The sequence below is a fragment of the Methylobacterium platani genome (assembly GCF_001653715.1).
In the GTDB taxonomy this organism is placed as follows: domain Bacteria; phylum Pseudomonadota; class Alphaproteobacteria; order Rhizobiales; family Beijerinckiaceae; genus Methylobacterium; species Methylobacterium platani.
The window spans coordinates 99,726-124,495 of the sequence record NZ_LWHQ01000027.1; the positions used below are offsets into that span (position 1 = coordinate 99,726).

Below are 24,770 nucleotides of genomic sequence, written 5' to 3' on the forward strand. Positions count from 1 at the left end.
TTTCTACATTGGGAGCGTCGTCACCGTGACGGCGTAATCCGATTTGCATTCCAGGATACAGCTCCGCCGCGCTGCCGCAAGGCCGATTCACGACCGCCTCCCTCGATTGTCATCGCGGGTAACTGTCAACTTAGGTTGACACTCCGGCGCCGCCGGTCCTAGGCTTCCCCCATCGGCATCCGCGGGGAACGCGGGCCGGACAGGCGAGGGCAGGCGCGATGGCGACGTCCACGGACCGGCCGTTTCTCTACAGCGAGGCCGAGCGGCGCCGCCGCGACGCCTCGCCCTGGACCCTGGTCCAGGGCGTGCTCGCGCCGCTCCAGTTCGCGGTCTTCCTGGTCAGCCTCGCCCTCGTCACGCGCACGCTGGCGACCGGGGAGGGGGCGGCGCTCGCCAACGCCTCGGTGGTGGCCAAGACGCTGACCCTCTACGCGATCATGGTCACCGGCTCGCTGTGGGAGAAGGCGGTGTTCGGGCGCTACCTGTTCGCCCCGGCCTTCTACTGGGAGGACGTGGTCAGCATGGGGGTGCTGGCGCTCCACACCGCCTACCTGGCGGCGCTGGCGACCGGCGCCCTCGGCACCGCCGGGCTGATGCTGCTGGCGCTCTCGGCTTACGCCTCCTACCTCGTCAATGCCGGCCAGTTCCTGCTCAAGCTGCGGACTGCCCGGCTGCAGGCGCCCGCCTACGCCATGGAGGCGGCGCGATGACGGCGCTCGCTTCCCCCCTCGCCGCTCCGGTCCCTTGCGGTCCCGAGATCCGTCACGAGCGCGGCCAGCGGGCGGTGTTCTGCGGGCTCACCGGCATCGTCTGGCTGCACCGCAAGATCCAGGACGCCTTCTTCCTGGTCGTCGGGTCGCGGACCTGCGCCCACCTGATCCAGTCGGCCGCCGGCGTGATGATCTTCGCCGAGCCGCGCTTCGCCACCGCGATCATCGAGGAGCGCGACCTCGCCGGCCTCGCCGACGCGCACGAGGAGCTCGACCGGGTGGTGCGCCGCCTGCTGGAGCGCCGGCCCGACATCCGGCTCCTGTTCCTCGTCGGCTCCTGCCCGTCGGAGGTGATCAAGCTCGATCTCGGCCGCGCCGCGGCCCGGCTGTCGGGCACCTTCGCCCCCGACGTGCGGGTGCTGAGCTATTCCGGCAGCGGCATCGAGACGACCTTCACGCAAGGCGAGGATGCCTGCCTCGCCGCCCTGGTGCCGGACCTCCCCCGGGGCAACGACGACTCCCTCCTCGTCGTCGGCGCGCTCGCCGACGTGGTCGAGGACCAGTTCGCGCGGCTCTTCGCCGATCTCGGCATCGACCGCGTGCGTTTCCTGCCCGGCCGCCGCGCCGCCGACCGGGCCCCGGTCGGCCCGAACACCCGCTACCTCCTCGCCCAGCCCTTCCTCGCCGACACCGCCCGGGCGCTGGAGGATCGCGGCGCCACCCGCATCCCGGCGCCATTCCCGCTCGGCGCCGAGGGCACGACCCTGTGGCTCGCGGCGGCCGCCCGCGCCTTCGGCATCGCGCCGTCCCGCGTCGTCGCGGCGACGGAGGCCGGCCGCGCCCGGGCGGGCCGGGCGCTCCAGGCCCACCGCGCCGCGCTTGCCGGCCGGCGGGTGTTCTTCTTTCCCGATTCGCAGCTCGAGGTGCCCCTCGCCCGCTTCCTGTCGCGGGAGATGGGCGCGGAGCTGATCGAGGTCGGCACCCCCTACCTCCACCGGAGCCACCTCGCCGAGGATCTCGCGCTGCTCCCCGACGGCACGGCGGTCACGGAGGGCCAGAGCCTCGACGACCAGCTCGACCGCTGCCGGGCGGCGCGGCCGGACCTCACGGTCTGCGGCCTCGGCCTCGCCAATCCGCTCGAGGCGGAGGACCTCGCGACCAAGTGGTCGATCGAGCTGCTGTTCACCCCGATCCAGGGCTACGAGCAGGCCGGCGACCTCGCCGGGCTGTTCACCCGACCGCTTGCCCGCCGCGCGCGGCTGGAGGGCTGAGGCCGATGCAGCTCACGCTCTGGACCTACGAGGGCCCGCCCCATATCGGCGCCATGCGGGTCGCCACCGCGATGCGCGGCCTGCACTACGTGCTGCACGCGCCGCAGGGCGACACCTACGCCGACCTGCTCTTCACCATGATCGAGCGGCACGGCGCCCGCCCGCCGGTGACCTACACCACCTTCCAGGCCCGCGACCTCGGGTCGGATACCGCCGAGATCTTCAAGCAGGCGGTCGCCGCCGCCTACGAGCGCTTCCGCCCCCAGGCGATGATCGTCGGCGCCTCCTGCACCGCCGAATTGCTGCAGGACGATCCGGGCGGGCTGTCGCGGGCGCTCGGCCTGCCGATCCCGGTGATCCCGCTCGAACTCCCCGCCTACCAGAAGAAGGAGAACTGGGGAGCGTCGGAGACCTTCTACCGGCTCGTGCGCACGCTCGCCGGCCCGCGCACCGACGCTCCCCGGATCCAGGCCAGCTGCAACATCCTCGGGCCGACCTCGCTCGGATTCCGCCACCGCGACGACCTGCGCGAGGTGCGCGGCCTCCTCGGAGAGCTCGGCATCGCCGTCAACGTCGTGGCGCCGCTCGGCGCGACGCCGGCCGATCTCGGGCGGCTGGGTCAGGCGGCCTTCAACGTCGTGCTCTATCCGGAGGTGGCCCGCAGCGCCGCGCAGTGGCTGGAGCGCACCCACGGCCAGCCCTTCGTCGAGACCGCGCCGATCGGCGTGAAGGGCACCACCGCCTTCGTCGAGGCGGTGGCGGCGCTCGCGGGCGTCGATTCCGCCCCCGTCCTCGACGGCGAGGGATCGCGCCTGCCGTGGTACGCGCGCTCGGTCGATTCGACCTATCTCACGGGCAAGCGCGTCTTCGTTTTCGGCGACGCGACCCATGCGGTCGCGGCGGCCCGGGTCGCCACGCGGGAGATCGGCTTCTCCCTCGTCGGACTCGGCACCTATTCGCGGGAATTCGCCCGCGAGGTTCGGGCGGAGGCCGAGAGCCACGGGATCGAGGCGCTCGTCACCGACGATTACCTCGCGGTCGAGGCGGCGATCGCCGCGGCGCAGCCGGAACTGGTGCTCGGCACCCAGATGGAGCGCCACGTCGCCAAGCGGCTCGGCATCCCCTGCGCGGTGATCTCGGCGCCGATGCACGTCCAGGACGTGCCGGCCCGCCACGCGCCGCAGATGGGGTTCGAGGGCGCCAACGTCCTCTTCGACACCTTCGTCCACCCGCTGATGATGGGGTTGGAGGAGCACCTGCTGGCGATGTTCCGGGACGACCCGGAATTTCACGACGGCGTAGCCCCGTCCCATCTCGGCGGCCGCCCGCGCGAGGCGGAAGCCGAGGCGGAGGTCGTCGTCGCCGCCGCCTCGACGGTCACGCCGGTGGTCTGGTCGATCGAGGCCGAGCGCGAATTGAAGAAGGTCCCGTTCTTCGTGCGGGGCAAGGCCCGCCACAACACCGAACGCTACGCCCGCGAGCGGGCGCTCCCGCTCATCACCGTCGAGACCCTGTACGATGCCAAAGCGCATTTCAGCCGGTGACGGACCGGGCGCGCTGCCGGAGCTGCGCGTCGTCATCGTCACCCTCGACAACCACCTCGCCGGGGCGGTGGAGCGGGCGCGCCGGGTGCTGGCGACGACCGCCCCCGGCCTGATTCTCGGCTTCCACGCCGCCGCGGAGTGGGACACCGACCCGGCGGCGCTCGAAGCCTGCCGGGCCGACATCGCCCGGGCCGACATCGTCCTCTCGGCGATGCTGTTCATGGACGAGCACGTCCGGGCGGTCCTGCCGGCCTTGCTCGCCCGCCGCCCGGATTGCGACGCGATGGTCGGGTGCCTCTCGGCGGCCGAGGTCGTCCGCACCACGCGGATGAACCGCTTCGCCATGGACGGCTCGCAGCGCGGCGCGCTCGATTTCCTCAAGCGCCTGCGCGGCAAGTCGGGCCCCGGCGGGGCGCAGGGGAGCGGCGCGCGCCAGATGGCGCTGGTACGCCAGATCCCCCGGATCCTGCGCTTCATCCCGGGCTCGGCCCAGGACGTGCGGGCCTATTTCCTCACCCTGCAATACTGGCTCGCCGGCTCGGACGAGAACGTCGTCAACCTGGTGCGCTTCCTCGCCGGCCGCTACGCCGCCGGCCCGCGCGCCGCCTGGCGCCGGCAGCTCTCGGCCGCCGAGCCGCTGGCCTACCCGGAGACCGGGCTCTACCACCCGCTTCTGGCGGAGCGGGTGACCGAGCGCCTCGACCGGCTGCCGGCGCAGGGCAGGGCGGGACGGGTCGGGCTCCTGCTGATGCGCTCCTACGTGCTCGCCGGCAACACGGCGCATTACGACGGGGTGATCGCCGCGCTGGAAGCCCGCGGGCTCACCGTCGTGCCGGCCTTCGCCAGCGGGCTCGACAACCGCCCGGCGGTGGAAAAATTCTTCCTGCGCGACGGGCGGCCGGCGATCGACGCGCTCGTCTCGCTCACCGGCTTCTCCCTCGTCGGCGGGCCGGCCTACAACGACGCCCACGCCGCGAGCGCGATGCTGGCGCGGCTCGACGTGCCCTACCTCGCCGCGCAGGCGGTCGAGTTCCAGACCCTGGAGCAGTGGGAGGCCTCCGCCCGCGGCCTGTCGCCGGTCGAGGCGACCATGATGGTGGCGATCCCGGAACTCGACGGTGCCACCGCCCCGATGGTCTTCGGCGGCCGCGCCGCCGGCATGGGCGATTCCCGCGACATGGCGGTGCACCCCGAGCGCGCCGCCCGCCTCGCCGACCGGGTCGCGCGCCTCGTCTCGCTCCGGTCCCGCGCCCGGTCAGAGCGCCGGGTCGCGGTCGTGCTGTTCAACTTCCCGCCGAATGCCGGCGCCACCGGCACGGCCGCCTTCCTGTCGGTGTGGGAGTCGCTCCACCGCGTCCTCGCCGGGCTCAAGGCCGAGGGCTACTCGGTCGAGGTGCCCGAGACCGTCGACGCCCTGCGCGACCGGGTGCTGGAGGGCAACGCCGCCCGCTACGGCGCGCCCGCCAACGTCGTCCACCGCATCCCGGCCGACGAGCACGTGCGGCGCGAGGCCCACCTCGCCGAGATCGAGGCGCAATGGGGACCGGCCCCCGGCCGGCACCAGAGCGACGGCTCCGCGATCCTGGTGCTCGGCGCGCAGTTCGAAAACGTCTTCGTCGGGGTGCAGCCCGCCTTCGGCTACGAGGGCGACCCGATGCGCCTGCTGTTCGAGCAGGGCTTCTCGCCGACCCACGCCTTCTCGGCCTTCTACCGCTACCTGCGCGAGGACTTTTCCGCCGACGCCGTGCTGCATTTCGGCACCCACGGGGCGCTCGAATTCATGCCCGGCAAGCAGACCGGGCTGTCGGCCGCGTGCTGGCCCGAGCGGCTGATCGGGGCTTTGCCGAACGTCTACCTCTACGCCGCCAACAACCCGTCCGAGGGGACGCTGGCCAAGCGCCGCATCGCTGCAACGCTCGTGAGCTACCTGACCCCGAGCCTCGCCCAGGCCGGGCTCTATCGCGGGCTCATCGACCTCAAGGCCTCGCTGGAGCGTCGCCGCGCCCTGCCGCCGGAGGAGGCCGCCGAGCGGGCAAAGCTCGCGGTGCTGATCCACGCCCAGGCCCTCGCCCTCGACCTCGCCGAGGGCGAGAGCTGGGGCGAGGACGCGGAACACCGCATCGCCGACCTCGCGATCCGGCTGATCGAGCTCGAACACACCCTGATCCCGCACGGGCTGCACGTGGTGGGGCAGGGGACGCCCGCGGAGGAGCGGATCGACCTGCTGCTGGCGCTCGCCGAATCCGTCCACGGCCTCGCGCCGGACCGCGCCGGCCTCGCGCGGCTCGTCGCCGGCGCCTCGCCCGAGGAGGTGGCCGGTCCGGGTGCCGACGACGCCGCGCTCGCCGCCTTCCGGGCGCTGGCCGAGACCGACCAGCTCCTCGCCGAGGATCACGAGATCCCCGCTTTGCTCCGCGCCCTCGACGGCCGCTTCATCGCGCCGGTCGCCGGCGGCGACGTGCTGCGCTCGCCCGCGATCCTCCCCACCGGGCGAAACCTGCACGGCTTCGACCCCTACCGGATCCCGAGCGCCTTCGCGCTCGCCGACGGACGGGCGCAAGTCGAAAAACTGCTCGCCCGCCACGCATCCGGTGGCGGCAGCTATCCCGAGAGCATCGCGCTCGTTCTCTGGGGCAGCGACAACCTGAAGAGCGAGGGCGCGCCGATCGCCCAGGCGCTGGCGCTGATGGGCGCGGCGCCCCGCTTCGACGGCTACGGCCGGCTGTGCGGCGCCACGCTGATCCCGCTCGACGATCTCGGGCGCCCGCGCATCGACGTCGTCGCGACCCTGTCGGGCATCTTTCGCGATCTCCTGCCGCTCCAGACCAAGCTCCTCGCCGAGGCCGCCTATCTGGCGGCCAGCGCCGACGAGCCGGAGGCGATGAACTTCGTGCGCAAGCACGCGCTGGCCCACCAGGCGGCGCAGGGCATCGACCTCGAGACGGCGGCGCTCCGGGTCTTCAGCAACGCGGAAGGAGCCTACGGGGCCAACCTCAACCACCTCGTCGATTCCGGGCGCTGGGAGGACGAGGCCGAGCTGTGCGAGACCTTCTCGCGCCGCAAGAGCTTCGCGTATGGCCGCACCGGCAAGCCGGAGCCCCGCCGCGCCCTGATGCAGGCGGTGCTGGCCGGCGTCGACCTCGCCTACCAGAACCTCGATTCGGTCGAGGTCGGGGTGACCAGCGTCGACCATTACTTCGACGGGCTCGGCGGCATGGCCCGCGCCGTGGCGAAGGCCCGGGGTACTGCGGTCCCGGTCTACATCAGCGACCAGACCCGCGGCGAGGGCCGGGTGCGCTCGCTCTCCGAGCAGGTGGCGCTCGAGACCCGCACCCGCATGCTCAACCCGAAATGGGTCGAGGGGATGCTGGGCCACGGCTACGAGGGCGTGCGCCAGATCGACCAGCACCTCACCAACACGGTCGGCTGGTCGGCCACCACCGACGGGGTGGCGCCTTGGATCTACCAGCGCATCACCGAGACCTACGTCCTCGACGAGGCGATGCGCGAGCGCATGGCGGCGCTCAACCCCGCCGCCTCGGCCAAGGTCGCCCATCGTCTGATCGAGGCGCACCGGCGCGGCTTCTGGACCCCCGACCCCGAGACCCGGGCCGCCCTCGACCGGGCCGAGGAGGCCCTGGAGGATCGGCTGGAAGGCATCACCGCGGAGGCTGCCGCATGAACATCGCGATCCGAAACCCCGTGCCGGCGCGCCATGCGGCCGAAGGGCGCCAGGAAGGAAGCCTCCAGGTCGCCCTCGATCCGGACATCCGCATCGAGACCGCCAAGGTCTTCGCCGTCTACGGCAAGGGCGGCATCGGCAAGAGCACGACCTCGTCGAATCTCTCCGTCGCCTTCTCGAAGCTCGGCAAGCGCGTCCTCCAGATCGGCTGCGACCCCAAGCACGATTCGACCTTCACGCTGACGAAGCGCCTCGCGCCGACCGTCATCGATGCGCTCGAGGCGGTGCAGTTCCACTCCGAGGAGCTGCGCGTCGAGGATTTCGTGGTCGAGGGCTATAACGGCGTGCGCTGCGTCGAGGCCGGCGGACCGCCCGCCGGCACCGGCTGCGGCGGCTACGTCGTCGGCCAGACGGTGAAGCTCCTCAAGGAGCATCACCTCCTGGAAGACACCGACGTGGTGATCTTCGACGTGCTCGGCGACGTGGTCTGCGGCGGCTTCGCCTCGCCGCTCCAGCACGCCGACCGGGCGCTGATCGTCACCGCGAACGACTTCGATTCGATCTTCGCGATGAACCGGATCGTCGCGGCGATCCACGCCAAGTCGAAGAATTACGGCGTGCGCCTCGGCGGCGTCATCGCCAACCGCTCGGCCAAGACCGACGAGATCGACCGCTTCAACGACGCGGTCGGCCTCAAGCGCCTGGCGCATTTCCGGGATCTCGACGTGGTGCGCCGCTCGCGCCTGAAGAAGTCGACGCTCTTCGAGATGGATCCCTCGCCGGAATTGCTGGCGGTGCAGGCGGAATACCTGCAGCTGGCCGAGCAGCTCTGGGCCGGCGTCGACCCGCTCCCGGCGGTGCCGATGAAGGACCGGGACCTGTTCGAATTCCTCGGGTTCGACTGATGACCAGCCCCACCTACGCCGCCCGCCGGGCCCAGCTCGAGACCTATTTCGACCGCACCGCCGTCGAGGCCTGGGCGCGCCTCACCTCCGATGCGCCGGTGAGCCGCATCCGCGCCACCGTGCGCGCCGGCCGCGACGCGATGCGGGCGGAACTCCTGTCCTGGCTGCCCGCCGACCTCACCGGCCGGCGCCTGCTCGATGCCGGCTGCGGCACCGGCGCGCTCGCCGTCGAGGCGGCGCGGCGGGGTGCCGAGGTCGTGGCGGTCGACGTGTCGCCGACGCTGATCGACCTCGCCCGCGAACGCACGGCGAGCCTCGGGCTCCCGGGCTGCCTCGATTTCCAGGTCGGCGACATGCTGGACGAGGGGTTGGGGACCTTCGACCACGTCGTGGCGATGGATTCGCTGATCCATTACCGCACCCCCGACATCGTCCGGGCGCTGGCCCGCCTGGCCTCCCGCACCGACGCCTCGGTCCTGTTCACGGTGGCGCCGCGCACGCCGCTCCTGACCGTCATGCACATGGCCGGCCGCCTCTTCCCCCGCGGCGACCGGGCGCCGGCGATCGAGCCGGTCGGGGATCGCTCGCTCGCTCGCCGTATCGCCGCCGAGCCGGGGCTGTCCGCCTTCGCGCTTGCCCGCAGCCGGCGGATCAATTCCGGCTTCTACCTCTCCAACGCCCTCGAACTGGCACGCCGATGAGCAAAGCCAGCCGCATCGCCCGGGTGCTCGCCGATCTCGGGCCCCGCTACCTGCCCTTCGCGGATGCCGCGACGAAGGAGTTGCCGCTCGGCCGGCTACTGCGCCTGTCGCTGTTCCAGGTCACGGTCGGGATGGCGGCGGTGCTGCTGATTGGCACCCTCAACCGGGTGATGATCGTCGAGCTCGACGTGCCGGCCTGGATCGTCGCCGTGATGCTGTCGCTGCCGCTGCTGGCCGCCCCGTTCCGGGCGCTGGTCGGCTTCCGCTCAGACACCCACCGCTCGGTCCTCGGCTGGCGGCGCGTGCCCTACCTGTGGTTCGGCACGCTGTTGCAATTCGGCGGCTTCGCCATCATGCCGTTCGCGCTCCTGATCCTGTCGGGGGACACGACCGGGCCGATCGTCGTCGGCCAGGTCGCGGCGGCGCTGGCCTTCGTGCTCGTCGGTGCGGGCTTGCACACCACGCAGACCGTGGGCCTCGCGCTCGCCACCGATCTCGCGCCGGCCCATGCCCGCCCGAAGGTGGTGGCGCTGCTCTGCGCCATGCTGCTCGCCGGCATGATGGCGAGCGCCGTGGTGTTCGGCCTGGCGCTGCACCATTTCTCGGCGATCCGGCTGATCCAGGTGATCCAAGGCGCGGCGCTCGCCACCCTCGTCCTCAACGGCATCGCCCTGTGGAAGCAGGAGCCGCGCGACACCTCCCGCAAGGCGGTGCCGGCGCGCCGCTTCGGCCAGGCGTGGGGGACTTACGCGGCGCAGCCGCAGGCGCGCCGGCGCCTCGTCGCCATCGGCCTCGGCACGGCGGGGTTCAGCATGCAGGACATCCTGCTCGAACCCTATGGCGGCCAGATCCTGCACCTGCCGGTCGCGGCGACGACCGCGCTCACCGCGGTCCTCGCGATCGGCGGTGGGCTCGGGCTCCTGACCGCGGCACGCTGGCTCAACCGCGGCGGCGATCCGTTCCGGGTCGCGGCGGCCGGCGCCGTCGTCGGCATCGCGGCTTTCTCGGCGGTGGTCTTCGCCGCCCCCCTGGGCTCCGGCGGGCTGTTCACCTGCGGCGTCGCGCTGATCGGGCTCGGCGGCGGGCTCTTCGCCCACGGCACGCTGACCGCCTCGATGGCCGGGGCCGCCCCCGAGCAGGCCGGCCTGGCGCTCGGCGCCTGGGGCGCGGTCCAGGCGACCGCCGCCGGGGCCGCCATCGCGGCGAGCGGCATCCTGCGCGACCTCGGCTCGGCGCTCGCGGTCTCGGGCCGGCTCGGCGAGGCGCTCGCCCAGGCCTCGACCGGCTACCTCGTCGTCTACCACGTCGAGATCGGGCTGCTCTTCGCCACCCTGGTGGCGATCGGGCCGCTGGTGCGCCGGCCCGATCGCGCCCCGCTCTCCGCCCGCCCGGCCCTATCCTAGGAGGAGGCCATCATGCCCAAGGGTGCCCTCACAGGCTATCTCGACGTCGCGCAAGTGGTGCTCTACGCATTCTGGATCTTCTTCGCCGGCCTGGTCTTCTACCTGCGCCGCGAGGACCGCCGGGAAGGCTACCCGCTCGAATCCGAGACCCATGGCGGCCTGAAGGGCTGGGACTGGCTGTTCGTGCCAAGTCCCAAGACCTTCCTGCTGGCCGACGGCTCGACCGTGCTGGCGCCCCGACCCCACGAGGGGCCGGTCGGCGAACTCAAGGCGGTCAAGCTCGAACCCTGGCCCGGCGCCCCGATCGTCCCGACCTCGACCGACGATTCCCGCCTCGCCGATGGCGTCGGCCCGGGTGCCTACGCGCTGCGCGCCGAGCGGCCGGACCTGACCTGGGAGGGCAAGACCCGCATCGTGCCGATGCGCGTCGCCGAGGAGTTCACGGTCTCGGCGGACGATCCCGATCCGCGCGGCATGCCGGTCTACGGCGCCGACGGCGGGCTCGCCGGCACCGTGACGGAGATCTGGGTCGATCGCGGCGAATCGCTGCCGCGCTACTACGAGATGGAGCTGGAGGGCGCCCGCGACCGCACCGTGCTGATCCCGGTGACCTTCGCGGACGTGAAGCGCTTCAGCCAGCACAAGAAGATCGTCGTCGCGGCCTTGCTGGCGCGCCAGTTCGCCGGCGTGCCGCAGCAGCGCGATCCCGACAGCATCACCCTGCGGGAGGAGGAGCGGGTCATCGCCTATTTCGGTGCCGGCACGCTCTACGCCACCGAGGACCGCCAGGAGCCGCTGCTGTGACGGAGAACCTGCCTCACGGGCTGCCCGGCCCGCTGCCGAAGGGCGAGCGCCTGCTGTGGCAGGACCGCCCGGCCTATGTGAGCCTGGCGCGCCGCGCCTTCCACGTCGACCTCGTCGCGCTGTATTTCGGCGGGTTCGCAGCCTTCCAGGCCGTCTCCGCCGGGCGGGTCGCGGCGGCCTGGCCGGTCCTGCTCGCCGGCGCCCTGGCGCTGGCGATCCTGCTCGCGCTCGCCTGGGGTGCCTGCCGCACCACGGTCTACAGCCTGACCGACCGGCGGCTGATGCTGCGCATCGGCATCGCGCTGCAGATGGACATCAACCTGCCGCTGCGCGAGATCGAGGGTGCGGGCTTCCATCGCTTCGCCGACGGCAGCGGCGACCTGCCGCTCCGGCTCAAGCCCGGCGTGCGGCTGGCCTACCTGCATCTCTGGCCGCATGCCCGGCCCTGGCGCCTGACCCGGCCCGAGCCGATGCTGCGCTGCGTGCCGGACGCCGACGGGGTGGCCAAGCGCATCGCCGCGGCGCTCGCCGAGGCCAACGGCCAGCCGGTCCAGGCCCTGCCGCCGGCGCCCGCCGCCAGCCCCGCCCTGCCCGGTCGCCTCGCGGCGGCGGGCCATTAGGGAGGCGAGGATGGCACACGACATCCCGGTCCCCCGCGCGCTCCTGCGCAATGCCGGCCTCCTCGTCGCCTTCTCGCTCGCCGCGGTCGCGGTGGGCCGGTTCGGCGGCGTCGGGGTCACGCAGATGCCGCCGGCTCACGCCGTCCAGGCACTCGACCTCACGGTCGCGGACCGGCCGGACGGCCGCGTCGACCTGCACGAGGCCGGCAGCGGCCGCCTCGTCGCCGAGGTCCAGCCCGGCCAGGACGGGTTCCTGCGCGCCACCTTGCGGGTGATGGCCCAGGCGCGGCTGCGCGAGGGCCTGCCGCGCGACCCGCCGTTCCGGCTCACCCGCTGGGACAACGGCACGCTCACGCTCGACGACGTCGCGTCGGGCCGGCGGATCAACCTCGAGGCCTTCGGGCTCGACAACGCGGTCGCCTTCGCGCGGCTGCTCGAACAGGGGAGGGGCGCATCGTGATGCACTGGTTGGGCGGCCGACGCCGCATCGAGGTGCCGTGCACGGTCGAGATCGAGCAGACCGCCGAGAGCCTGCACGCCCACGTCACGCTGGACGGCGGGCTCCTCATCGCCCCGGGCGACGAGGTGACGGTGCACGACGCGCCGACCTCCGTCCCTTACGGCGACCGGATCGTGGTCCGCCGCACCGCGACCGTGGTGCGGGCCGGCGCCGTGGAGCGCCTGTGGACCCGCATCGCGGGACATTTCGAGCTCACCGAACTCTACGAAGTCAGCTTCTCGGAAAGGACGCGGCTATGAGCGCGACGACCCTGAAGACCCCGAACGAGAGCACCCAATCGGCCCAGGAAACCACCTTCCTCAGCCCGCGCTTCTACACCACCAACTTCGAGGAACTCGACCGCACGAACGTCGAGCCGGTGCGGGCCGAGTGGGACGTGCTCATCGCCGAGATGCGCAGCGACCCCAACAAGCGCCACTTCGTGCGCAATTCGGACTTCGACCTCGATCTCTCGGGCCTCGATCCGGAACTGCGCAAGGAGTTCCTCGACTTCCTGGTCTCGTCGATCACCGCCGAGTTCTCGGGCTGCGTGCTCTACGCCGAGATGCGCAAGCGGGCCAAGAACAAGGACATCCGCGAGCTGTTCGGCTTCATGAGCCGCGACGAGGCGCGGCATGCCGGCTTCATCAACGACACGCTGAAGGATTTCGGGGTCGGCATCGACCTCGGCTTCCTGACCAAGGCCAAGAAGTACACCCATTTCCGGCCGAAATTCATCTTCTACGCCACCTACCTGTCCGAGAAGATCGGCTACGCCCGCTACATCACGATCTTCCGCCACCTCGAACGCCATCCGGACAAGCGGTTCCACCCGATCTTCAAGTGGTTCGAGAAGTGGTGCAACGACGAGTTCCGCCACGGCGAGGCCTTCGCGCTGCTGATGCGCGCCAACCCGAAGCTGCTCACCGGCATCAACTACTACTGGATCAAGTTCTTCCTGCTGGCGGTGTTCTGCACGATGTACGTGCGCGACCAGTGCCGTCCGGCCTTCCACAAGGCGCTCGGGGTCGACCCGAAGGAGTACGACTTCCAGGTCTTCGCCATCACGTCGGAGATCTCGCGCCAGGTGTTCCCGCTCACCCTCGACATCGACCATCCGGGCTTCCGGGCCGGGCTGGAGCGGCTGCTGGCCTGCGCCCGCGGCATCGAGGAGGCGAAGGCGCGGGGTGGGATCGTCGGCAAGGTCCAGCATGCCGGCCACGCCGCGAAGGCCGCGCTCGCCTTCGGGCGGCTGATGATGATGCCGGCAAAAGCCAACCCGATGCCCGCGCAGATCCGCCTCAGCCCCGCCTGGTAGCCCCCGCATGTCCGACTACGCCGCGCCGATCGTCTATGCCGTCGTGATCTGGTGGTTCCTGACCGGGGCGATCCTCTGGCTGAACCACCGGCCGCGCCGCACCCATGCCTGGAGCTTCGGCGCGACGACGCTCGCTCTCGCAGGTGCGCTCTGGGTGATCGCCTGGAGCGCGCGGCAGGAGAGCGAGGCGGGGGCCTACGCGGCCTTCACGGCGGCGCTGATCGTCTGGGGCTGGCAGGAGATGGCCTTCTACATGGGCTACGTCGCCGGCCCGCGGCGCACGCCGGGCGTACCGACAGACCGGGGCCTCGCCCGTTTCGGTGCGGCGGCGGCGACCAACCTCTGGCACGAGGCGGCGATCATCTTAGGCTTCGCCGCCATCGCCTGGCTGACCGCGGGCGGCCCGAACCGGATGGCGCTCTGGACCTACCTGGTGCTGTGGGGAATGAATCTCAGCGCCCGGCTCAACCTGTTCCTCGGCGTGCGCAACCTCAACGCCGAGTTCCTGCCCGAGCACCTGCGCTATCTCGGCAGCTTCTTTCGCCGCGCGCCGATGAACGCGCTGTTCCCGGTGGCGATGATCCTCGCCACCGGCTTCCTCCTGGTGCTGCTGCACCCCGCCGTCACCGAGAGCGCGTCCGCCTTCAAGCGCTCCGGCCACACCATGATGGCGACCCTGATGGCGCTCGCCATCCTGGAGCACGGCTTCCTGATGCTGCCGCTGCCCTCGGCCGCGCTCTGGGGCTGGGGGCTGCCCGCCCGCCGCCCGGGGGCCGACGCCGCTCCGTAACGACAACAACACGACAAGAGAAACGCCGTACAAGGGGACGTTCGATGGACTACGAAGCGCACTTCTCCGCCGCTCTCCAGGGCCTGCACCGCGAGGGCCGTTACCGGGTCTTCACCGACCTCGAGCGCCAGGCCGGCCGCTTCCCCTACGCCACCCAGCACGGCGCCCATGGCACCCGCGAGGTGACGGTGTGGTGCTCGAACGACTATCTCGGCATGGGCCAGCACCCGGCGGTGACGGGCGCGATGCACGCGGCGATCGACCGCTGCGGCGCCGGTGCGGGCGGCACCCGCAACATCTCGGGCACCAATCACTACCACGTGCTCCTGGAGCAGGAACTCGCCGACCTGCACGGCAAGGAGGCCGCGCTCCTCTTCACCTCCGGCTACGTCTCGAACTGGGCCGGGCTCGGGACCCTCGCCTCGAAGCTGCCGGGCTGCGTGGTCTTTTCCGACGAGGGCAACCACGCCTCGATGATCGAGGGCATCCGCTCGAGCCGCGCCGAGCGCCACATCTTCCGCCACAACGACCCGGACGACCTCGACCGCAAGCTCCGCCTCGTCGATCCCAAGTTGCCGAAGCTCGTCGCCTTCGAATCGGTCTACTCGATGGACGGCGACATCGCGCCGATCGCCGAACTCTGCGACGTCGCCGAGGCGCACGGCGCGATGACCTATCTCGACGAGGTCCACGCGGTCGGCCTCTACGGCCCGCGCGGCGGCGGCATCGCCGAGCGCGAGGGTCTGATGCACCGCCTCACCGTGATCGAGGGCACGCTCGGCAAGGCCTTCGCGGTCTCCGGCGGCTACATCGCGGCCTCCGCCGCGCTCTGCGACTTCGTGCGCAGCTTCGCCTCGGGCTTCATCTTCACCACCTCGCTGCCCCCCGCCATCGCGGCGGGCGCGGCGGCGAGCATCCGTCACCTCAAGGCGAGCGGCGCGGAGCGCGAGCGGCATCAGGACCGCGTCGCGGCGGTGCGCCGGCGGCTCTCGGCCATCGGCATCCCGCTCCTCGACAATCCGAGCCACATCGTCCCGGTGATGGTCGGCGATCCGGTGCAGTGCAAGCAGATCAGCGACACCCTGCTCGACGAGTTCGGTATCTACGTCCAGCCGATCAACTACCCCACCGTGCCCCGCGGCACCGAGCGCCTGCGGATCACGCCCTCGCCGCTGCACAGCGACGCCGACATCGACCACCTCGCTGCGGCGCTCGGGGCGATCTGGGGCCGGATCGGGCTGGCGCGGGCGGCGTGAGAGGCGACGCCTGGACTCTCCCCCCGCGCAGGGCTGTCCGGGGACAGGAAGGGGCGCGGGTTTCCCCCTCTCCCCGACGGATCCCGGGCTTGCCCGGGATCCGCGAGTGACGGACGAAGTCGGGCTTGCCCGACTTCGTTGCGGGGAGAGGGCCGTGTCTCCGTTCAGGAGACGCGGCAAGCGGAAGGCGAAGCCGCAGCGAGGGTGAGGGGGGGCTCGACGAGTGGGGCTCCTCCGGCACCACCCCCTCACCCTCGCGGCGAACCTGCGGTTCGCTGCTCCCCGAGCCCCTTCGGAGCTCTGGCCTCTCCCCGCCCGCGGGGAGAGGGGAAACCAGTGCCTCTCCTGTTCCCCGGACAGCCCTGCCCTCTGCGAGGGAGGGTACCCCACGGAGGGGAGCGGGTAAGGGAAGACGCTTCCGGATAGGGCAGAACCGCTTTGAAAGGCGCGAACCGGATCGGCATTGCGCTGCCCCTCTCCCGGCCCCTGCTGACGCGGGGTCCATCCTCCCCCACAGAGGGGGAGGGTCTTGCGCGCGCGACCAGCCGGCTCTTCGCAGGAGTCGATGCAGTGCTGTCACCCGAATCAACCGTCAATTTCATTAGACAATTCCGTCTCCCCGTCCGATCCTGCCCCTCAACCGTCACCCGCGAGGACACGCACCGTGGCCCCCACCCACTCGGCCCTGTCCCGGCGGGCTCCCAAGCCGGGCTTCGCGAAGCCGACCGTCGTGGATCCTGCCACGCGCCCCGAAGCGACGCCCCGCCCGCCCTATCCGTTCACGGCCATCGTCGGGCAGGACGCGATGCGGCGCGCGCTGCTGGTCGCGGCGGTCGATCCCTCGGTCGGCGGGGTGCTGGTCTTCGGCGATCGCGGCACCGGCAAGTCCACCGCCGTGCGGGCGCTCGCCGCCCTGCTGCCGCCGATGCGGGCGGTGGCGGGCTGCGCCTATTCCTGCGATCCGGTCGAGGCCGGCGCCCTCTGCCCCGCCTGCGCCGCCCGCCGGGCGCAGGGGCTCACCGTGAAGACCGTGCCGGTTCCCGTGGTCGACCTGCCCCTCGGCGCCACCGAGGACCGGGTCGTCGGCGCGCTGGATATCGGCCGGGCGCTCGGCGCCGGCGAGAAGGCGTTCGAGCCCGGGCTGCTCGCCCGCGCCAATCGCGGCTTCCTCTACATCGACGAGGTCAACCTGCTCGAGGACCACCTCGTCGACCTGCTCCTCGACGTGGCCGCCTCGGGCGTCAACACCGTCGAGCGCGAGGGTCTGAGCCTGCGCCACCCGGCGCGCTTCGTGCTCGTCGGCAGCGGCAACCCGGAGGAGGGCGAGCTGCGCCCGCAGCTCCTCGACCGGTTCGGCCTCGCGGTCCAGGTCTCCACCCCCACCGACCTCGCGAGCCGGGTGGCGATCGTGCGCCGGCGCGACGCCTACGAGCGCGACCCCGCGGGCTTTGCCGCCGACTGGGCCGACGAGGAGGCGCGGCTCGGCCGCCGGATCCTGGCGGCCCGGGCGCGCCTGTCCGAGGTCGCGGTGCCGGACGCGATCCTGGAGGCGGCGGCCGGTCTCTGCCTGGCGCTCGGCACCGACGGCCTGCGCGGCGAGCTGACCCTGATGCGCACCGCGCGCGCCGTCGCGAGCCTCGACGGCGCCGGGACCGTGACCCTCGACCACCTGCGCGCGGTCGCCCCGGGCTCCTTGAGCCACCGCCTGCGCCGCAATCCCCTCGACGAGGCCGGGTCCGAGGCGCGGATCGCCCGGGCGATCGCCGAGGTCCTCGGGTGAGCGCCGCGCCGGATCCCGTCTGGGTCCAGGCCGGCCTGGCGGCGGCGCTCGTCGCCCTCGATCCGGACGGCACCGGGATCGTCGTCCGCGCCCGGCCCGGTCCGGTGCGGGAGACCTGGCTCGCGCATCTGCGCGCCCTCCTGCCCGACGACGCGCCGGTCACCCGCCTGCCGGCCGCCATCGCCGACGACGCCCTCCTCGGTGGGCTCGACCTGCCGGCCACCCTGCGGACGGGGCGGCCGGTGGCGCAGGCCGGGCTTCTCGCCCGCAGCCATGGCGGCGTGATCGTGGTGCCGATGGCCGAGCGCTTGAGCCCCGGCACCGCGGCGCGGATCGCGCAAGCGATCGATACCGGTGCGATCGACCTCGCCCGCGACGGCCTCGCGGCCCGGCATCCGGCGCGGGTCGGCCTCGTGCTCCTCGACGAAGGCGAAGGCGAGGACGAGGCCCTGCCGGCCGGCCTCGCCGACCGCGCGGCGATCCACCTCGACCTCGACGCGGTTCCGCCCGGTGCCGCCGTGGCACCGCCGAGGCCCGACCTCGCCGCCGCCCGCGCCGCCTGCCCCGCCGTGCCGGACGACGTCGCCGAGACGCTCTGCGCCGTCGCGGCCCGGCTCGGCATCGCCTCCCTGCGTGCGCCGCTCCTCGCCCTGCGGGTGGCGCGGCTGCACGCCTCCCTCGCCGGCCGGGACGCGGTCGCCGATCCCGACCTCGCCGCGGCGGTCGCCCTGGTGCTCGCCCCCCGGGCGCAGTCCTGGCCGTCCGACGATGTCGATCCGCCGGCCGATCCGCCGGCCGATCCCGGCGTCGATTCCCCGTCGCCGGAGGGCGAGGAGGCCGGTCCGGCCGGCCGGGAGAGCGCGGACGACCGCATCCTCGCCGCCGCCGCGGCGTGCCTGCCGGCCGGCCTCCTCGCCCGACTGGCCGCCGGCGAGGGCCCGAAGACCCGGGCGCCCGGCGCAGGCCGCTTCGGGCCCGACGCATCGGCGCAACGCGGCCGGCCGGTCGGGGCGCGGCCGGGCGATCCGCGCCGCGGGCGCCTCGCCCTGATCGAGACCCTGCGGGCCGCGGCCCCCTGGCAGCGCTTGCGCCGCGGAGCCGGCGAGGCCGGCTTGCGCATCGCCGCGGAAGACCTGCGCATCCGCCGCCTGGTGCGGCGGCGCGAGACCACGACGATCTTCGCCGTCGACGCCTCCGGCTCCGCGGCCCTGGAGCGCCTGGCCGAGGTCAAGGGGGCGGTCGAGCTGCTCCTCGCCGAGTGCTACGTGCGCCGCGACCGGGTCGCCCTCGTGGCCTTCCGCGGCGGCGGCGCCGACCTGCTGCTCGCCCCGACCCGCTCGCTGGTGCGGGCGAAGCGCGCGCTGGCCTCCCTGCCGGGCGGCGGCGGCACGCCGCTCGCGGCCGGCATCGAGGCGGCGGGACGGCTCGCCGCCGCCGAGCGCCGGGCCGGGCGCGGCCCGGTCGTGCTGCTCCTCACCGACGGGCGCGCCAATATCGGCCGCTCCGGCGCGCCCGGCCGGGCGCAGGCCGCGGCGGACGCCCTCGCGGCGGCCAAGGCCCTGGCGGCGGAGGGCACCCGCGCCCTGGTGATCGACACCGCCGCCCGCCCGCAGGATGCGGCCCGGGCGCTGGCCGGCGCGATGGCGGCGCGCTACCTCGCCCTTCCGCAGGCCGACGCCGCGCGCCTGACCCGGGCGGTGCGCGAGGCCGCACCGGCAGGGTGACCGATGCCCGTCTCCGACGACAGACCCGCCTTCGCGCGGGAGGGCCGCGACTGGCCGAACCGCGAGGCGAGCCGCTTCGTCACCGCCGGCGGCCTGACCTGGCACGTGCAGGAGGCCGGGGAGGGACCCGTCCTGCTCCTCGTCCACGGCACGGGCGCCGCGACCCATTCCTGGCGCAGGCTCATGCCGCTGCTGGCCCGCGACTTCCGGGTGATCGCCCCCGACCTGCCGGGCCACGGCTTCACCGACCCGCTGCCGACGCCGTCCCTGCCGCGGATGGCCCGGGCGCTCGCGGAGCTCCTGCGCGTCCTCGACGTGGCGCCGCAGGTCGCCGTCGGCCATTCCGCCGGGGCCGCGATCCTGGCCCGGCTCTGCCTCGATGGCGCCGTGTCGCCGCGCCTCCTCGTCGGGCTCAACGCGGCCCTGAAACCCTTTCCGGGCATGGCCGGGTTCATCTTCCCGGCGATGGCGCGGGCCCTGTTCCTCAACCCGGTCACGCCGCGGGTCTTCGCCTGGTCGGCCGACCGCGCGGCGGTCGAGCGGCTGATCGCCGGCACCGGCTCGACCCTCGACCGCACCGGCCTCGACCTCTACCGGCGCCTGTTCCAGACCCCCGGCCACGTGGCCGGCGCCCTCGGGATGATGGCGAACTGGGACCTCGTCGCCCTCGACCGCGACCTGCCCCGCCTCGCCCCCCCGACCCTGCTGATCGTCGGCGGGCAGGACCGCACCATCGCGCCCGACGTCTCCTTCGGCCTCGCCGACCGCCTCGGCGGACGGGCCAGGGTCGAGCTGCTGCGCGGCCTCGGGCACCTCGCCCACGAGGAGCGGCCGGAGCTGGTGGCGGAGCTGATCCGGGCCGGGGCGGAGCGGGAGCGGGTGGTCTGAGCGCGAGGCAATGCCCGGAGCGTCCCGGCTCTCTCGGCCGTGGCGATCGTCTCGGACGACCGGTCGCGCCCTCGAACCAGCGGCTGGTGGTTGACGTGATTATAGTGATTTTACTATAAAGAGGCGTGATGCCGCCGCTGCAGAGCCGCAAGCCGTGCTACTTTCTCGGCTCGTCCCGGAAGGATCTCCTGGATTTCCCGTCCGAGGTGCGCGCCGATATCGGTTACGCGCTCGATCTTGTCCAACGCGGGGACGAGCCCCTCTCGGCGAAGGCCTTGAAGGGATTCGGTGGCCGTGGCGTCCTGGAAATCGTCGAGAGCGACGATCATGGGACTTACCGGGCCGTTTACACGGTTCGCTTCGCCGAAGCGGTTTACGTGCTTCACTGTTTTCAGAAAAAATCGACGAAAGGTATCGCGACGCGGCAGCACGATATCGATTTGATCCGGGCGCGCCTGCGGGCGGCCGAAGCCGACTATGCCGAGCGTACAGGAGAGTAAGGCCATGAACGAGGCCGATCGTATCGAAGTCGTTCAAGGGAGCGACAATATCTTCGCTGATCTCGACCTTCCGAAGGCCGACGAGATGTTGCTCAAGGCCAATCTGGCGGCCGAGCTGCGGCGTCTGATCGCCGAGCGCGCACTGACCCAGGCCCGCGCGGCGGCTCTCCTCGGCATGGCCCAACCGGATCTCTCCAAGCTGCTGCGGGGCAGCCTACGGGGATACTCGGTCGAGCGGCTGATGGGATTCCTGACGGCGTTCGACCAGGATGTCGAGGTGACGGTTCGTCCCCATTCCGGGCCGGGACGAGGCGGGCGGATCACCTTCACCCCGGTCGACGCATAGCGCTCGACCGGCACGGGCCGCACCCCCGCCTTTCCCGCTTGCCACCGGCCCCGACCGCGATGATAGTGTCAACTTATGTTGACACTCGACGACGCGCCGCCGCGGGTCACCGCCGCCCGGCGCCGGCCTCGCGCGGTGGTGATCGGCAGCGGCTTCGGCGGGCTCGCGGCGGCGGTCAGGCTCGGCGCGCGCGGCTACCGGGTCAGCGTGCTGGAGCGGCTTGACCAGCCCGGCGGGCGGGCGCGCGTCCACCGGCAGGACGGCTTCACCTTCGATGCCGGGCCCACCATCGTCACCGCGCCGTTCCTGTTCGAGGAGCTGTGGGCCCTGTGCGGGCGGCGCCTCGCCGACGACGTGACGCTGGTACCGATGCACCCGTTCTACCGCATCCGCTTCGACGACGGCGCCACCTTCGCGATGTGCGGCGAGGCGGCGGCGATGCGCACCGAGGTGGAGCGCCTGAGCCCCGGCGAGGCACCCGCCTACGACCGCTTCATGGCGCTCTCCGACGAGCTGTGCCGGGTGGGTTTCGAGCAGCTCGGCGCCGTGCCGTTCGGGCGGCTCGCCGACATGCTGCGCATCGCCCCCGATCTCCTGCGGATCGGCGGCCACCGCAGCGTCTACGGCCTCGTCTCGTCGGTGTTCCGCGACGAGCGCCTGCGCACCGCGTTCAGCTTCCACCCGCTCCTCATCGGCGGCTCGCCGTTCCGGGCGAGCGCGCTCTACTGCCTGATCGCCGCCCTCGAGCGGCGCTGGGGCGTGCATTCGGCGCTCGGCGGCACCGGGGCCCTGGTGCGCGGGCTCGTCTCGCTGATCGAGGGCCAGGGCGGGGAGGTCCGCTGCGGCGCCGAGGTGGAGCGCATCCTGGTGCGGGACGGGACCGCGAGAGGCGTGGCGCTCGCCGACGGTACCGAGATCGCCGCCGACGTGGTGGTGTCGAACGCCGATTCGGCCGTGACGGCGCTCCGGCTGCTGCCGCCGGAGGCGCGGGGCCGGCGCGAGCGGCGGCTCGCCAAGGCGCAGTCCTCGATGGGCCTGTTCGTCTGGTATTTCGGTACGCGGCGCCGCTATCCGGACCTTGCCCACCACACGATCCTGCTGGGTCCCCGCTACCGCGGCCTCCTCGACGACATCTTCGGCGCCAAGGTGCTGGCCGAGGACATGAGCCTCTACCTCCACCGCCCGACCGCGACCGATCCGAGCGTGGCGCCGCCGGGCCACGACGCCTTCTACGTGCTCGCCCCGGTGCCGAACCTCGCCGGAGGGCAGGACTGGGCGGCGCTGGCCGAGCCGTATCGCCGGCGCATCGCGGCGCGCCTGGAGGCGACCGTGCTGCCGGGCCTGTCCGACGCGCTCGTCACCTCGCGGGTGACGACGCCTCGCGATTTCGCCGACGATTTCCTGGCCTTCCGCGGCTCGGGCTTCGGCCTCGAGCCGATCCTGACCCAGAGTGCGTATTTCCGCCCGCACAACCGCAGCGGCGCGGTGCGCCACCTCTACCTCGTCGGCGCCGGCACCCATCCGGGGGCCGGGCTGCCGGGCGTGCTCTCCTCCTCGAAGATCCTCGATCGCGTGGTGCCGGATGCTGCCGTCTTCGCCTGATGCGCGTCGTCAAACGCCCTTCGCGGCGTCCCTGGCCCGCTCCGCCGACCACGCCGCCTGCCGAGCGGCGATCCGGGCCGGCTCGCGCAGCTTCTACGCCGCCTCGTGGCTGCTGCCGGGACCGGTCCGCCGCGACGCCTACGGGCTCTACGCCTTCTGCCGCCTCTCGGACGATGCGGTGGACGGCGAGGGAGCCCGGACCGATGCGGTGCCGCGCTTGCGGGCCCGCCTGGCCGCCGCCTATGCCGGCCGGCCCGCCGACGCCCCCGCCGACCGGGCGCTCGCCGAGATCGTCGCCCGCCACGCCATCCCCCAGGCGCTGCCGGCCGCCCTCCTCGAAGGGCTCGCCTGGGACGCCGCCGGGCGGCGCCACCCGGACCTGTCTTCCCTCGTCGCCTACGCGACCCGGGTCGCGGGCTCGGTCGGCGCGATGATGACGCTGCTGATGGGCGAGCGCTCGGGGGAAGCGCTGGCGCGGGCCTGCGACCTCGGCATCGCGATGCAGCTCACCAACGTCGCCCGCGACGTCGGCGAGGATGCCCGCGCCGGCCGGCTCTACCTGCCGGAAGCCTGGCTGCGCGAGGCCGGCATCGACCCGGACGCCTTCCTGGCCCGGCCGGAGCCCAGCCCCGCCCTGGGCGGCGTGGTGGCGCGCCTGCTCGCGGCCGCCGATCTGCTCTATGCCCGGGCGGAATCCGGCATCGCGATGCTGCCGCCCTCCTGCCGCCCCGCGGTGCGCGCCGCCGGCCTGATCTACGCCGAGATCGGCCGCGACCTGACCCGGACCGGGCTCGACCCGGTCACCCGCCGCGCCCGGGTGAAGGGGAGGCGCAAGGTGCAGCTCCTCGCCCGCGCCCTCGTCACCCCCTCGACCCGTCGCGCCGACCGGCCGGCCCTGCCGGAGGCAGCCTACCTGATCGAGGCGGTGTCGGCGATGCCCTCGGCCCCCGCACCGAGGCGGCCGGCCTGGTGGAATCTCGGCGGGCGGGCCGTGCGGGTGCTCGACCTCATCGAGGCCCTGCGCGAGCGCGAACGCTTCGGCGGCGCCGCGCCGTCGTGAGCCCGGCGCCGTGCGCGCCGTCCGGCTCGCGCGCGGCGCCGGCCCCGCTCACTGGCTCGCCGGCACGTACAATTGCCGTGAATACCAGGGGAGCGAGACGGCGCTGACCAGCTGCTGCGATCCGTCGAAGAGCGTGCCGGGGAGACCGCCCGTCGCCCGGAAGGTCAGCCCGGTGGTCTTGTCGACTCCGTTCGGGGTGCTCGCCAGGACGACGAGTCCCTGGTCGATGCGGTAGGTGCGACGCACCTGCCCGTCGGCCGCCGAGACGTTGCGGGAATCGAACTGTGCGCGGCCCGGCTGCAGGCGCTCGTAGCCGATCCGGAAGTCGATCCGCTCGCCGGCCTCTCCCGCGACCGACCACGTCTCTTCCACTTTGCCCGACAGGTTGGTCACGCGAACCGCTCTCTCGAGACTTACCTTGGCCGGCTTGCCGACCTTGTAGAAGCCCGGTGCGGTCGCCGCGTCGCTGTAGGCCGCGACGATGGCGAAGGCGGTCTCGTCGGCCTTCCTGGCCGGCACCGACAGGATGACGGTCGCCTCTTCGCCGCCGGCCGCCTTGCCGGACGGATCGACCGTCGCCAGCCGCTCGGCGAACACGATGGAAAGGTTGGCGCCCTTGGCCGGTCCCTGCGCGATCGGCGCCACCGTCCAGCCCTCCGGCAGGAGCTTCTGCACGACGTCGTCGCCGACCTTGAACGTGAGGACCGTCCGGGTCTCGGCGGCGGCGCCGGAATAGATCCCCAGCGTCTCGGCGGGCGGCAAGGGCGTCTGTGCGGAAGCGGGCAGCCCGCAGGACAGAGCCAATATGCTGGCGATCATGGCATGGCGCATGGCAGTGACCCTCATCCCGGCGTCGATCACAGGCAGGACAGGGTGCGCTCGCCTTCGCGGGCTTTCAATCAGTTACGGGTTATCAATGCCAGTGACACAATTTTGTAGGGATGTTTACAAAAATAGGCAAATATTGATATCATAAATCGGCTTTGCCCAAGTAGACAGTTATCGCGAAAATTTATTTCGTCCAAGCCATGCCCTCATCCTGAGGTGTCGGTCGAATATCGATCGCCTGACCTCGAAGGAGGGCTCCAGGGATCGCCGCCCCCGCTGGACGCCACCTTCGAGGGAAGTTCCCTGCAAAGGGAAAAACACCTCATGATGAAGGTCCGGAGCGGGACAAAATCCTTTGCGGACATCAAACAGGCTCTCATCAGCATGAGCCGGACATCGCCGTTTCGGGTTCGGGTCCCGTTCGGACCGATCGCGTGCGGGGCCATCGTGGATCGACCGTGACCCCGGGCATCACTACGCCGGTGGTCGCCGGGCGTCCGGCGCGCCCCGAACCACCGATCGGCCCGCCATCCCGTGCT

General features: G+C 72.5%; 22 protein-coding genes. 21 read left to right on the forward strand and 1 reads right to left on the reverse strand.

Translation table 11 applies throughout. The annotated features are described in order from the left end of the window. Window positions 1-218: 218 nt before the first annotated feature. From bchF to A5481_RS15255, 21 genes are all read left to right on the forward strand, one after another. Window positions 219-710 (forward strand): 2-vinyl bacteriochlorophyllide hydratase, encoded by a 492-nt coding sequence (bchF, locus tag A5481_RS15155; RefSeq protein WP_048432783.1) that lies wholly within the window; start codon window positions 219-221, stop codon window positions 708-710. Then, the gene (locus tag A5481_RS15160; RefSeq protein ID WP_048432784.1) at window positions 707-1,981 is read left to right on the forward strand and encodes a ferredoxin:protochlorophyllide reductase (ATP-dependent) subunit N; all 1,275 of its coding nucleotides are present in this window, start codon (window positions 707-709) and stop codon (window positions 1,979-1,981) included. The genes bchF and A5481_RS15160 overlap by 4 nt, the downstream gene beginning before the upstream one ends. A 5-nt stretch (window positions 1,982-1,986) precedes the next feature. After that, window positions 1,987-3,525, forward strand: a complete 1,539-nt coding sequence (gene bchB, locus A5481_RS15165) for a ferredoxin:protochlorophyllide reductase (ATP-dependent) subunit B (protein ID WP_048432785.1) — start codon at window positions 1,987-1,989, stop codon at window positions 3,523-3,525. After that, window positions 3,500-7,207 carry a magnesium chelatase subunit H gene (locus A5481_RS15170; RefSeq protein WP_048432786.1) on the forward strand — a complete coding sequence of 1,236 codons (3,708 nt, stop codon included), beginning with the start codon at window positions 3,500-3,502 and terminating at the stop codon, window positions 7,205-7,207. Before bchB ends, A5481_RS15170 begins: the two co-directional genes overlap by 26 nt. Continuing rightward, complete coding sequence (bchL, locus tag A5481_RS15175) at window positions 7,204-8,112, forward strand: ferredoxin:protochlorophyllide reductase (ATP-dependent) iron-sulfur ATP-binding protein (RefSeq protein WP_048432787.1); 909 nt, start codon at window positions 7,204-7,206, stop codon at window positions 8,110-8,112. Before A5481_RS15170 ends, bchL begins: the two co-directional genes overlap by 4 nt. Continuing rightward, on the forward strand, window positions 8,112-8,813 hold the full coding sequence (gene bchM, locus A5481_RS15180) for a magnesium protoporphyrin IX methyltransferase (protein WP_048432788.1): 702 nt from the start codon (window positions 8,112-8,114) through the stop codon (window positions 8,811-8,813). Before bchL ends, bchM begins: the two co-directional genes overlap by 1 nt. Continuing rightward, entirely contained in the window at window positions 8,810-10,216 is a 1,407-nt protein-coding gene (locus A5481_RS15185; RefSeq protein WP_048432789.1) for a BCD family MFS transporter, read from the forward strand. Before bchM ends, A5481_RS15185 begins: the two co-directional genes overlap by 4 nt. Window positions 10,217-10,228: 12 nt before the next feature. Further along, window positions 10,229-11,020, forward strand: coding sequence for a photosynthetic reaction center subunit H (gene puhA, locus A5481_RS15190; protein WP_048432790.1), 792 nt, complete (start codon window positions 10,229-10,231; stop codon window positions 11,018-11,020). Then, complete coding sequence (gene puhB, locus A5481_RS15195) at window positions 11,017-11,640, forward strand: photosynthetic complex putative assembly protein PuhB (protein WP_048432791.1); 624 nt, start codon at window positions 11,017-11,019, stop codon at window positions 11,638-11,640. Before puhA ends, puhB begins: the two co-directional genes overlap by 4 nt. Before the next feature lie 10 nt (window positions 11,641-11,650). After that, window positions 11,651-12,100 carry a photosynthetic complex assembly protein PuhC gene (gene puhC / locus A5481_RS15200; RefSeq protein ID WP_048432792.1) on the forward strand — a complete coding sequence of 150 codons (450 nt, stop codon included), beginning with the start codon at window positions 11,651-11,653 and terminating at the stop codon, window positions 12,098-12,100. Continuing rightward, the gene (locus A5481_RS15205; protein WP_048432793.1) at window positions 12,100-12,399 is read left to right on the forward strand and encodes a hypothetical protein; all 300 of its coding nucleotides are present in this window, start codon (window positions 12,100-12,102) and stop codon (window positions 12,397-12,399) included. The genes puhC and A5481_RS15205 overlap by 1 nt, the downstream gene beginning before the upstream one ends. Then, a complete protein-coding gene (acsF, locus tag A5481_RS15210) occupies window positions 12,396-13,457 on the forward strand; it encodes a magnesium-protoporphyrin IX monomethyl ester (oxidative) cyclase (protein ID WP_048432794.1) in 1,062 nt (353 codons plus the stop codon). The genes A5481_RS15205 and acsF overlap by 4 nt, the downstream gene beginning before the upstream one ends. A gap of 7 nt (window positions 13,458-13,464) precedes the next feature. Continuing rightward, window positions 13,465-14,247: a putative photosynthetic complex assembly protein PuhE gene (gene puhE / locus A5481_RS15215; RefSeq protein WP_048432795.1), complete on the forward strand. Its 783-nt coding sequence runs from the start codon at window positions 13,465-13,467 to the stop codon at window positions 14,245-14,247. 44 nt (window positions 14,248-14,291) lie between these two features. Further along, window positions 14,292-15,503 carry a 5-aminolevulinate synthase gene (hemA, locus tag A5481_RS15220; protein ID WP_048432796.1) on the forward strand — a complete coding sequence of 404 codons (1,212 nt, stop codon included), beginning with the start codon at window positions 14,292-14,294 and terminating at the stop codon, window positions 15,501-15,503. A gap of 805 nt (window positions 15,504-16,308) precedes the next feature. After that, the gene (gene bchI, locus A5481_RS15225; protein WP_245238712.1) at window positions 16,309-17,283 is read left to right on the forward strand and encodes a magnesium chelatase ATPase subunit I; all 975 of its coding nucleotides are present in this window, start codon (window positions 16,309-16,311) and stop codon (window positions 17,281-17,283) included. Continuing rightward, window positions 17,280-19,007, forward strand: coding sequence for a magnesium chelatase subunit D (locus A5481_RS15230; protein ID WP_048432798.1), 1,728 nt, complete (start codon window positions 17,280-17,282; stop codon window positions 19,005-19,007). Before bchI ends, A5481_RS15230 begins: the two co-directional genes overlap by 4 nt. Before the next feature lie 3 nt (window positions 19,008-19,010). Continuing rightward, window positions 19,011-19,895, forward strand: a complete 885-nt coding sequence (gene bchO / locus A5481_RS15235; protein ID WP_048432799.1) for an alpha/beta fold hydrolase BchO — start codon at window positions 19,011-19,013, stop codon at window positions 19,893-19,895. Window positions 19,896-20,023: 128 nt separating this feature from the next. Next, the gene (locus A5481_RS15240; protein ID WP_048432800.1) at window positions 20,024-20,395 is read left to right on the forward strand and encodes a type II toxin-antitoxin system RelE/ParE family toxin; all 372 of its coding nucleotides are present in this window, start codon (window positions 20,024-20,026) and stop codon (window positions 20,393-20,395) included. A gap of 4 nt (window positions 20,396-20,399) precedes the next feature. Beyond that, complete coding sequence (locus A5481_RS15245; protein WP_048432801.1) at window positions 20,400-20,741, forward strand: helix-turn-helix domain-containing protein; 342 nt, start codon at window positions 20,400-20,402, stop codon at window positions 20,739-20,741. 75 nt (window positions 20,742-20,816) lie between these two features. Next, a complete protein-coding gene (crtI, locus tag A5481_RS15250) occupies window positions 20,817-22,343 on the forward strand; it encodes a phytoene desaturase family protein (protein WP_048432802.1) in 1,527 nt (508 codons plus the stop codon). After that, window positions 22,324-23,403 (forward strand): phytoene/squalene synthase family protein, encoded by a 1,080-nt coding sequence (locus A5481_RS15255; protein ID WP_048432803.1) that lies wholly within the window; start codon window positions 22,324-22,326, stop codon window positions 23,401-23,403. Before crtI ends, A5481_RS15255 begins: the two co-directional genes overlap by 20 nt. Before the next feature lie 48 nt (window positions 23,404-23,451). Here the strand turns inward: A5481_RS15255 and A5481_RS15260 are convergent, their stop codons facing one another. Beyond that, complete coding sequence (locus A5481_RS15260; protein ID WP_156311765.1) at window positions 23,452-24,234, reverse strand: hypothetical protein; 783 nt, start codon at window positions 24,232-24,234, stop codon at window positions 23,452-23,454. Window positions 24,235-24,770 lie beyond the last annotated feature (536 nt).

Coding starts and splice junctions, on each gene's coding strand:
- bchF (WP_048432783.1), top strand. CDS start 219: ATGGCGACGTCCACGGACCGGCCGTTTCTCTACAGCGAGGCCGAGCGG.
- A5481_RS15160 (WP_048432784.1), top strand. CDS start 707: ATGACGGCGCTCGCTTCCCCCCTCGCCGCTCCGGTCCCTTGCGGTCCC.
- bchB (WP_048432785.1), top strand. CDS start 1,987: ATGCAGCTCACGCTCTGGACCTACGAGGGCCCGCCCCATATCGGCGCC.
- A5481_RS15170 (WP_048432786.1), top strand. CDS start 3,500: ATGCCAAAGCGCATTTCAGCCGGTGACGGACCGGGCGCGCTGCCGGAG.
- bchL (WP_048432787.1), top strand. CDS start 7,204: ATGAACATCGCGATCCGAAACCCCGTGCCGGCGCGCCATGCGGCCGAA.
- bchM (WP_048432788.1), top strand. CDS start 8,112: ATGACCAGCCCCACCTACGCCGCCCGCCGGGCCCAGCTCGAGACCTAT.
- A5481_RS15185 (WP_048432789.1), top strand. CDS start 8,810: ATGAGCAAAGCCAGCCGCATCGCCCGGGTGCTCGCCGATCTCGGGCCC.
- puhA (WP_048432790.1), top strand. CDS start 10,229: ATGCCCAAGGGTGCCCTCACAGGCTATCTCGACGTCGCGCAAGTGGTG.
- puhC (WP_048432792.1), top strand. CDS start 11,651: ATGGCACACGACATCCCGGTCCCCCGCGCGCTCCTGCGCAATGCCGGC.
- A5481_RS15205 (WP_048432793.1), top strand. CDS start 12,100: ATGCACTGGTTGGGCGGCCGACGCCGCATCGAGGTGCCGTGCACGGTC.
- acsF (WP_048432794.1), top strand. CDS start 12,396: ATGAGCGCGACGACCCTGAAGACCCCGAACGAGAGCACCCAATCGGCC.
- puhE (WP_048432795.1), top strand. CDS start 13,465: ATGTCCGACTACGCCGCGCCGATCGTCTATGCCGTCGTGATCTGGTGG.
- hemA (WP_048432796.1), top strand. CDS start 14,292: ATGGACTACGAAGCGCACTTCTCCGCCGCTCTCCAGGGCCTGCACCGC.
- bchI (WP_245238712.1), top strand. CDS start 16,309: ATGCGGCGCGCGCTGCTGGTCGCGGCGGTCGATCCCTCGGTCGGCGGG.
- bchO (WP_048432799.1), top strand. CDS start 19,011: ATGCCCGTCTCCGACGACAGACCCGCCTTCGCGCGGGAGGGCCGCGAC.
- A5481_RS15240 (WP_048432800.1), top strand. CDS start 20,024: ATGCCGCCGCTGCAGAGCCGCAAGCCGTGCTACTTTCTCGGCTCGTCC.
- A5481_RS15245 (WP_048432801.1), top strand. CDS start 20,400: ATGAACGAGGCCGATCGTATCGAAGTCGTTCAAGGGAGCGACAATATC.
- crtI (WP_048432802.1), top strand. CDS start 20,817: ATGTTGACACTCGACGACGCGCCGCCGCGGGTCACCGCCGCCCGGCGC.
- A5481_RS15255 (WP_048432803.1), top strand. CDS start 22,324: ATGCTGCCGTCTTCGCCTGATGCGCGTCGTCAAACGCCCTTCGCGGCG.
- A5481_RS15260 (WP_156311765.1), bottom strand. CDS start 24,234: ATGCGCCATGCCATGATCGCCAGCATATTGGCTCTGTCCTGCGGGCTG.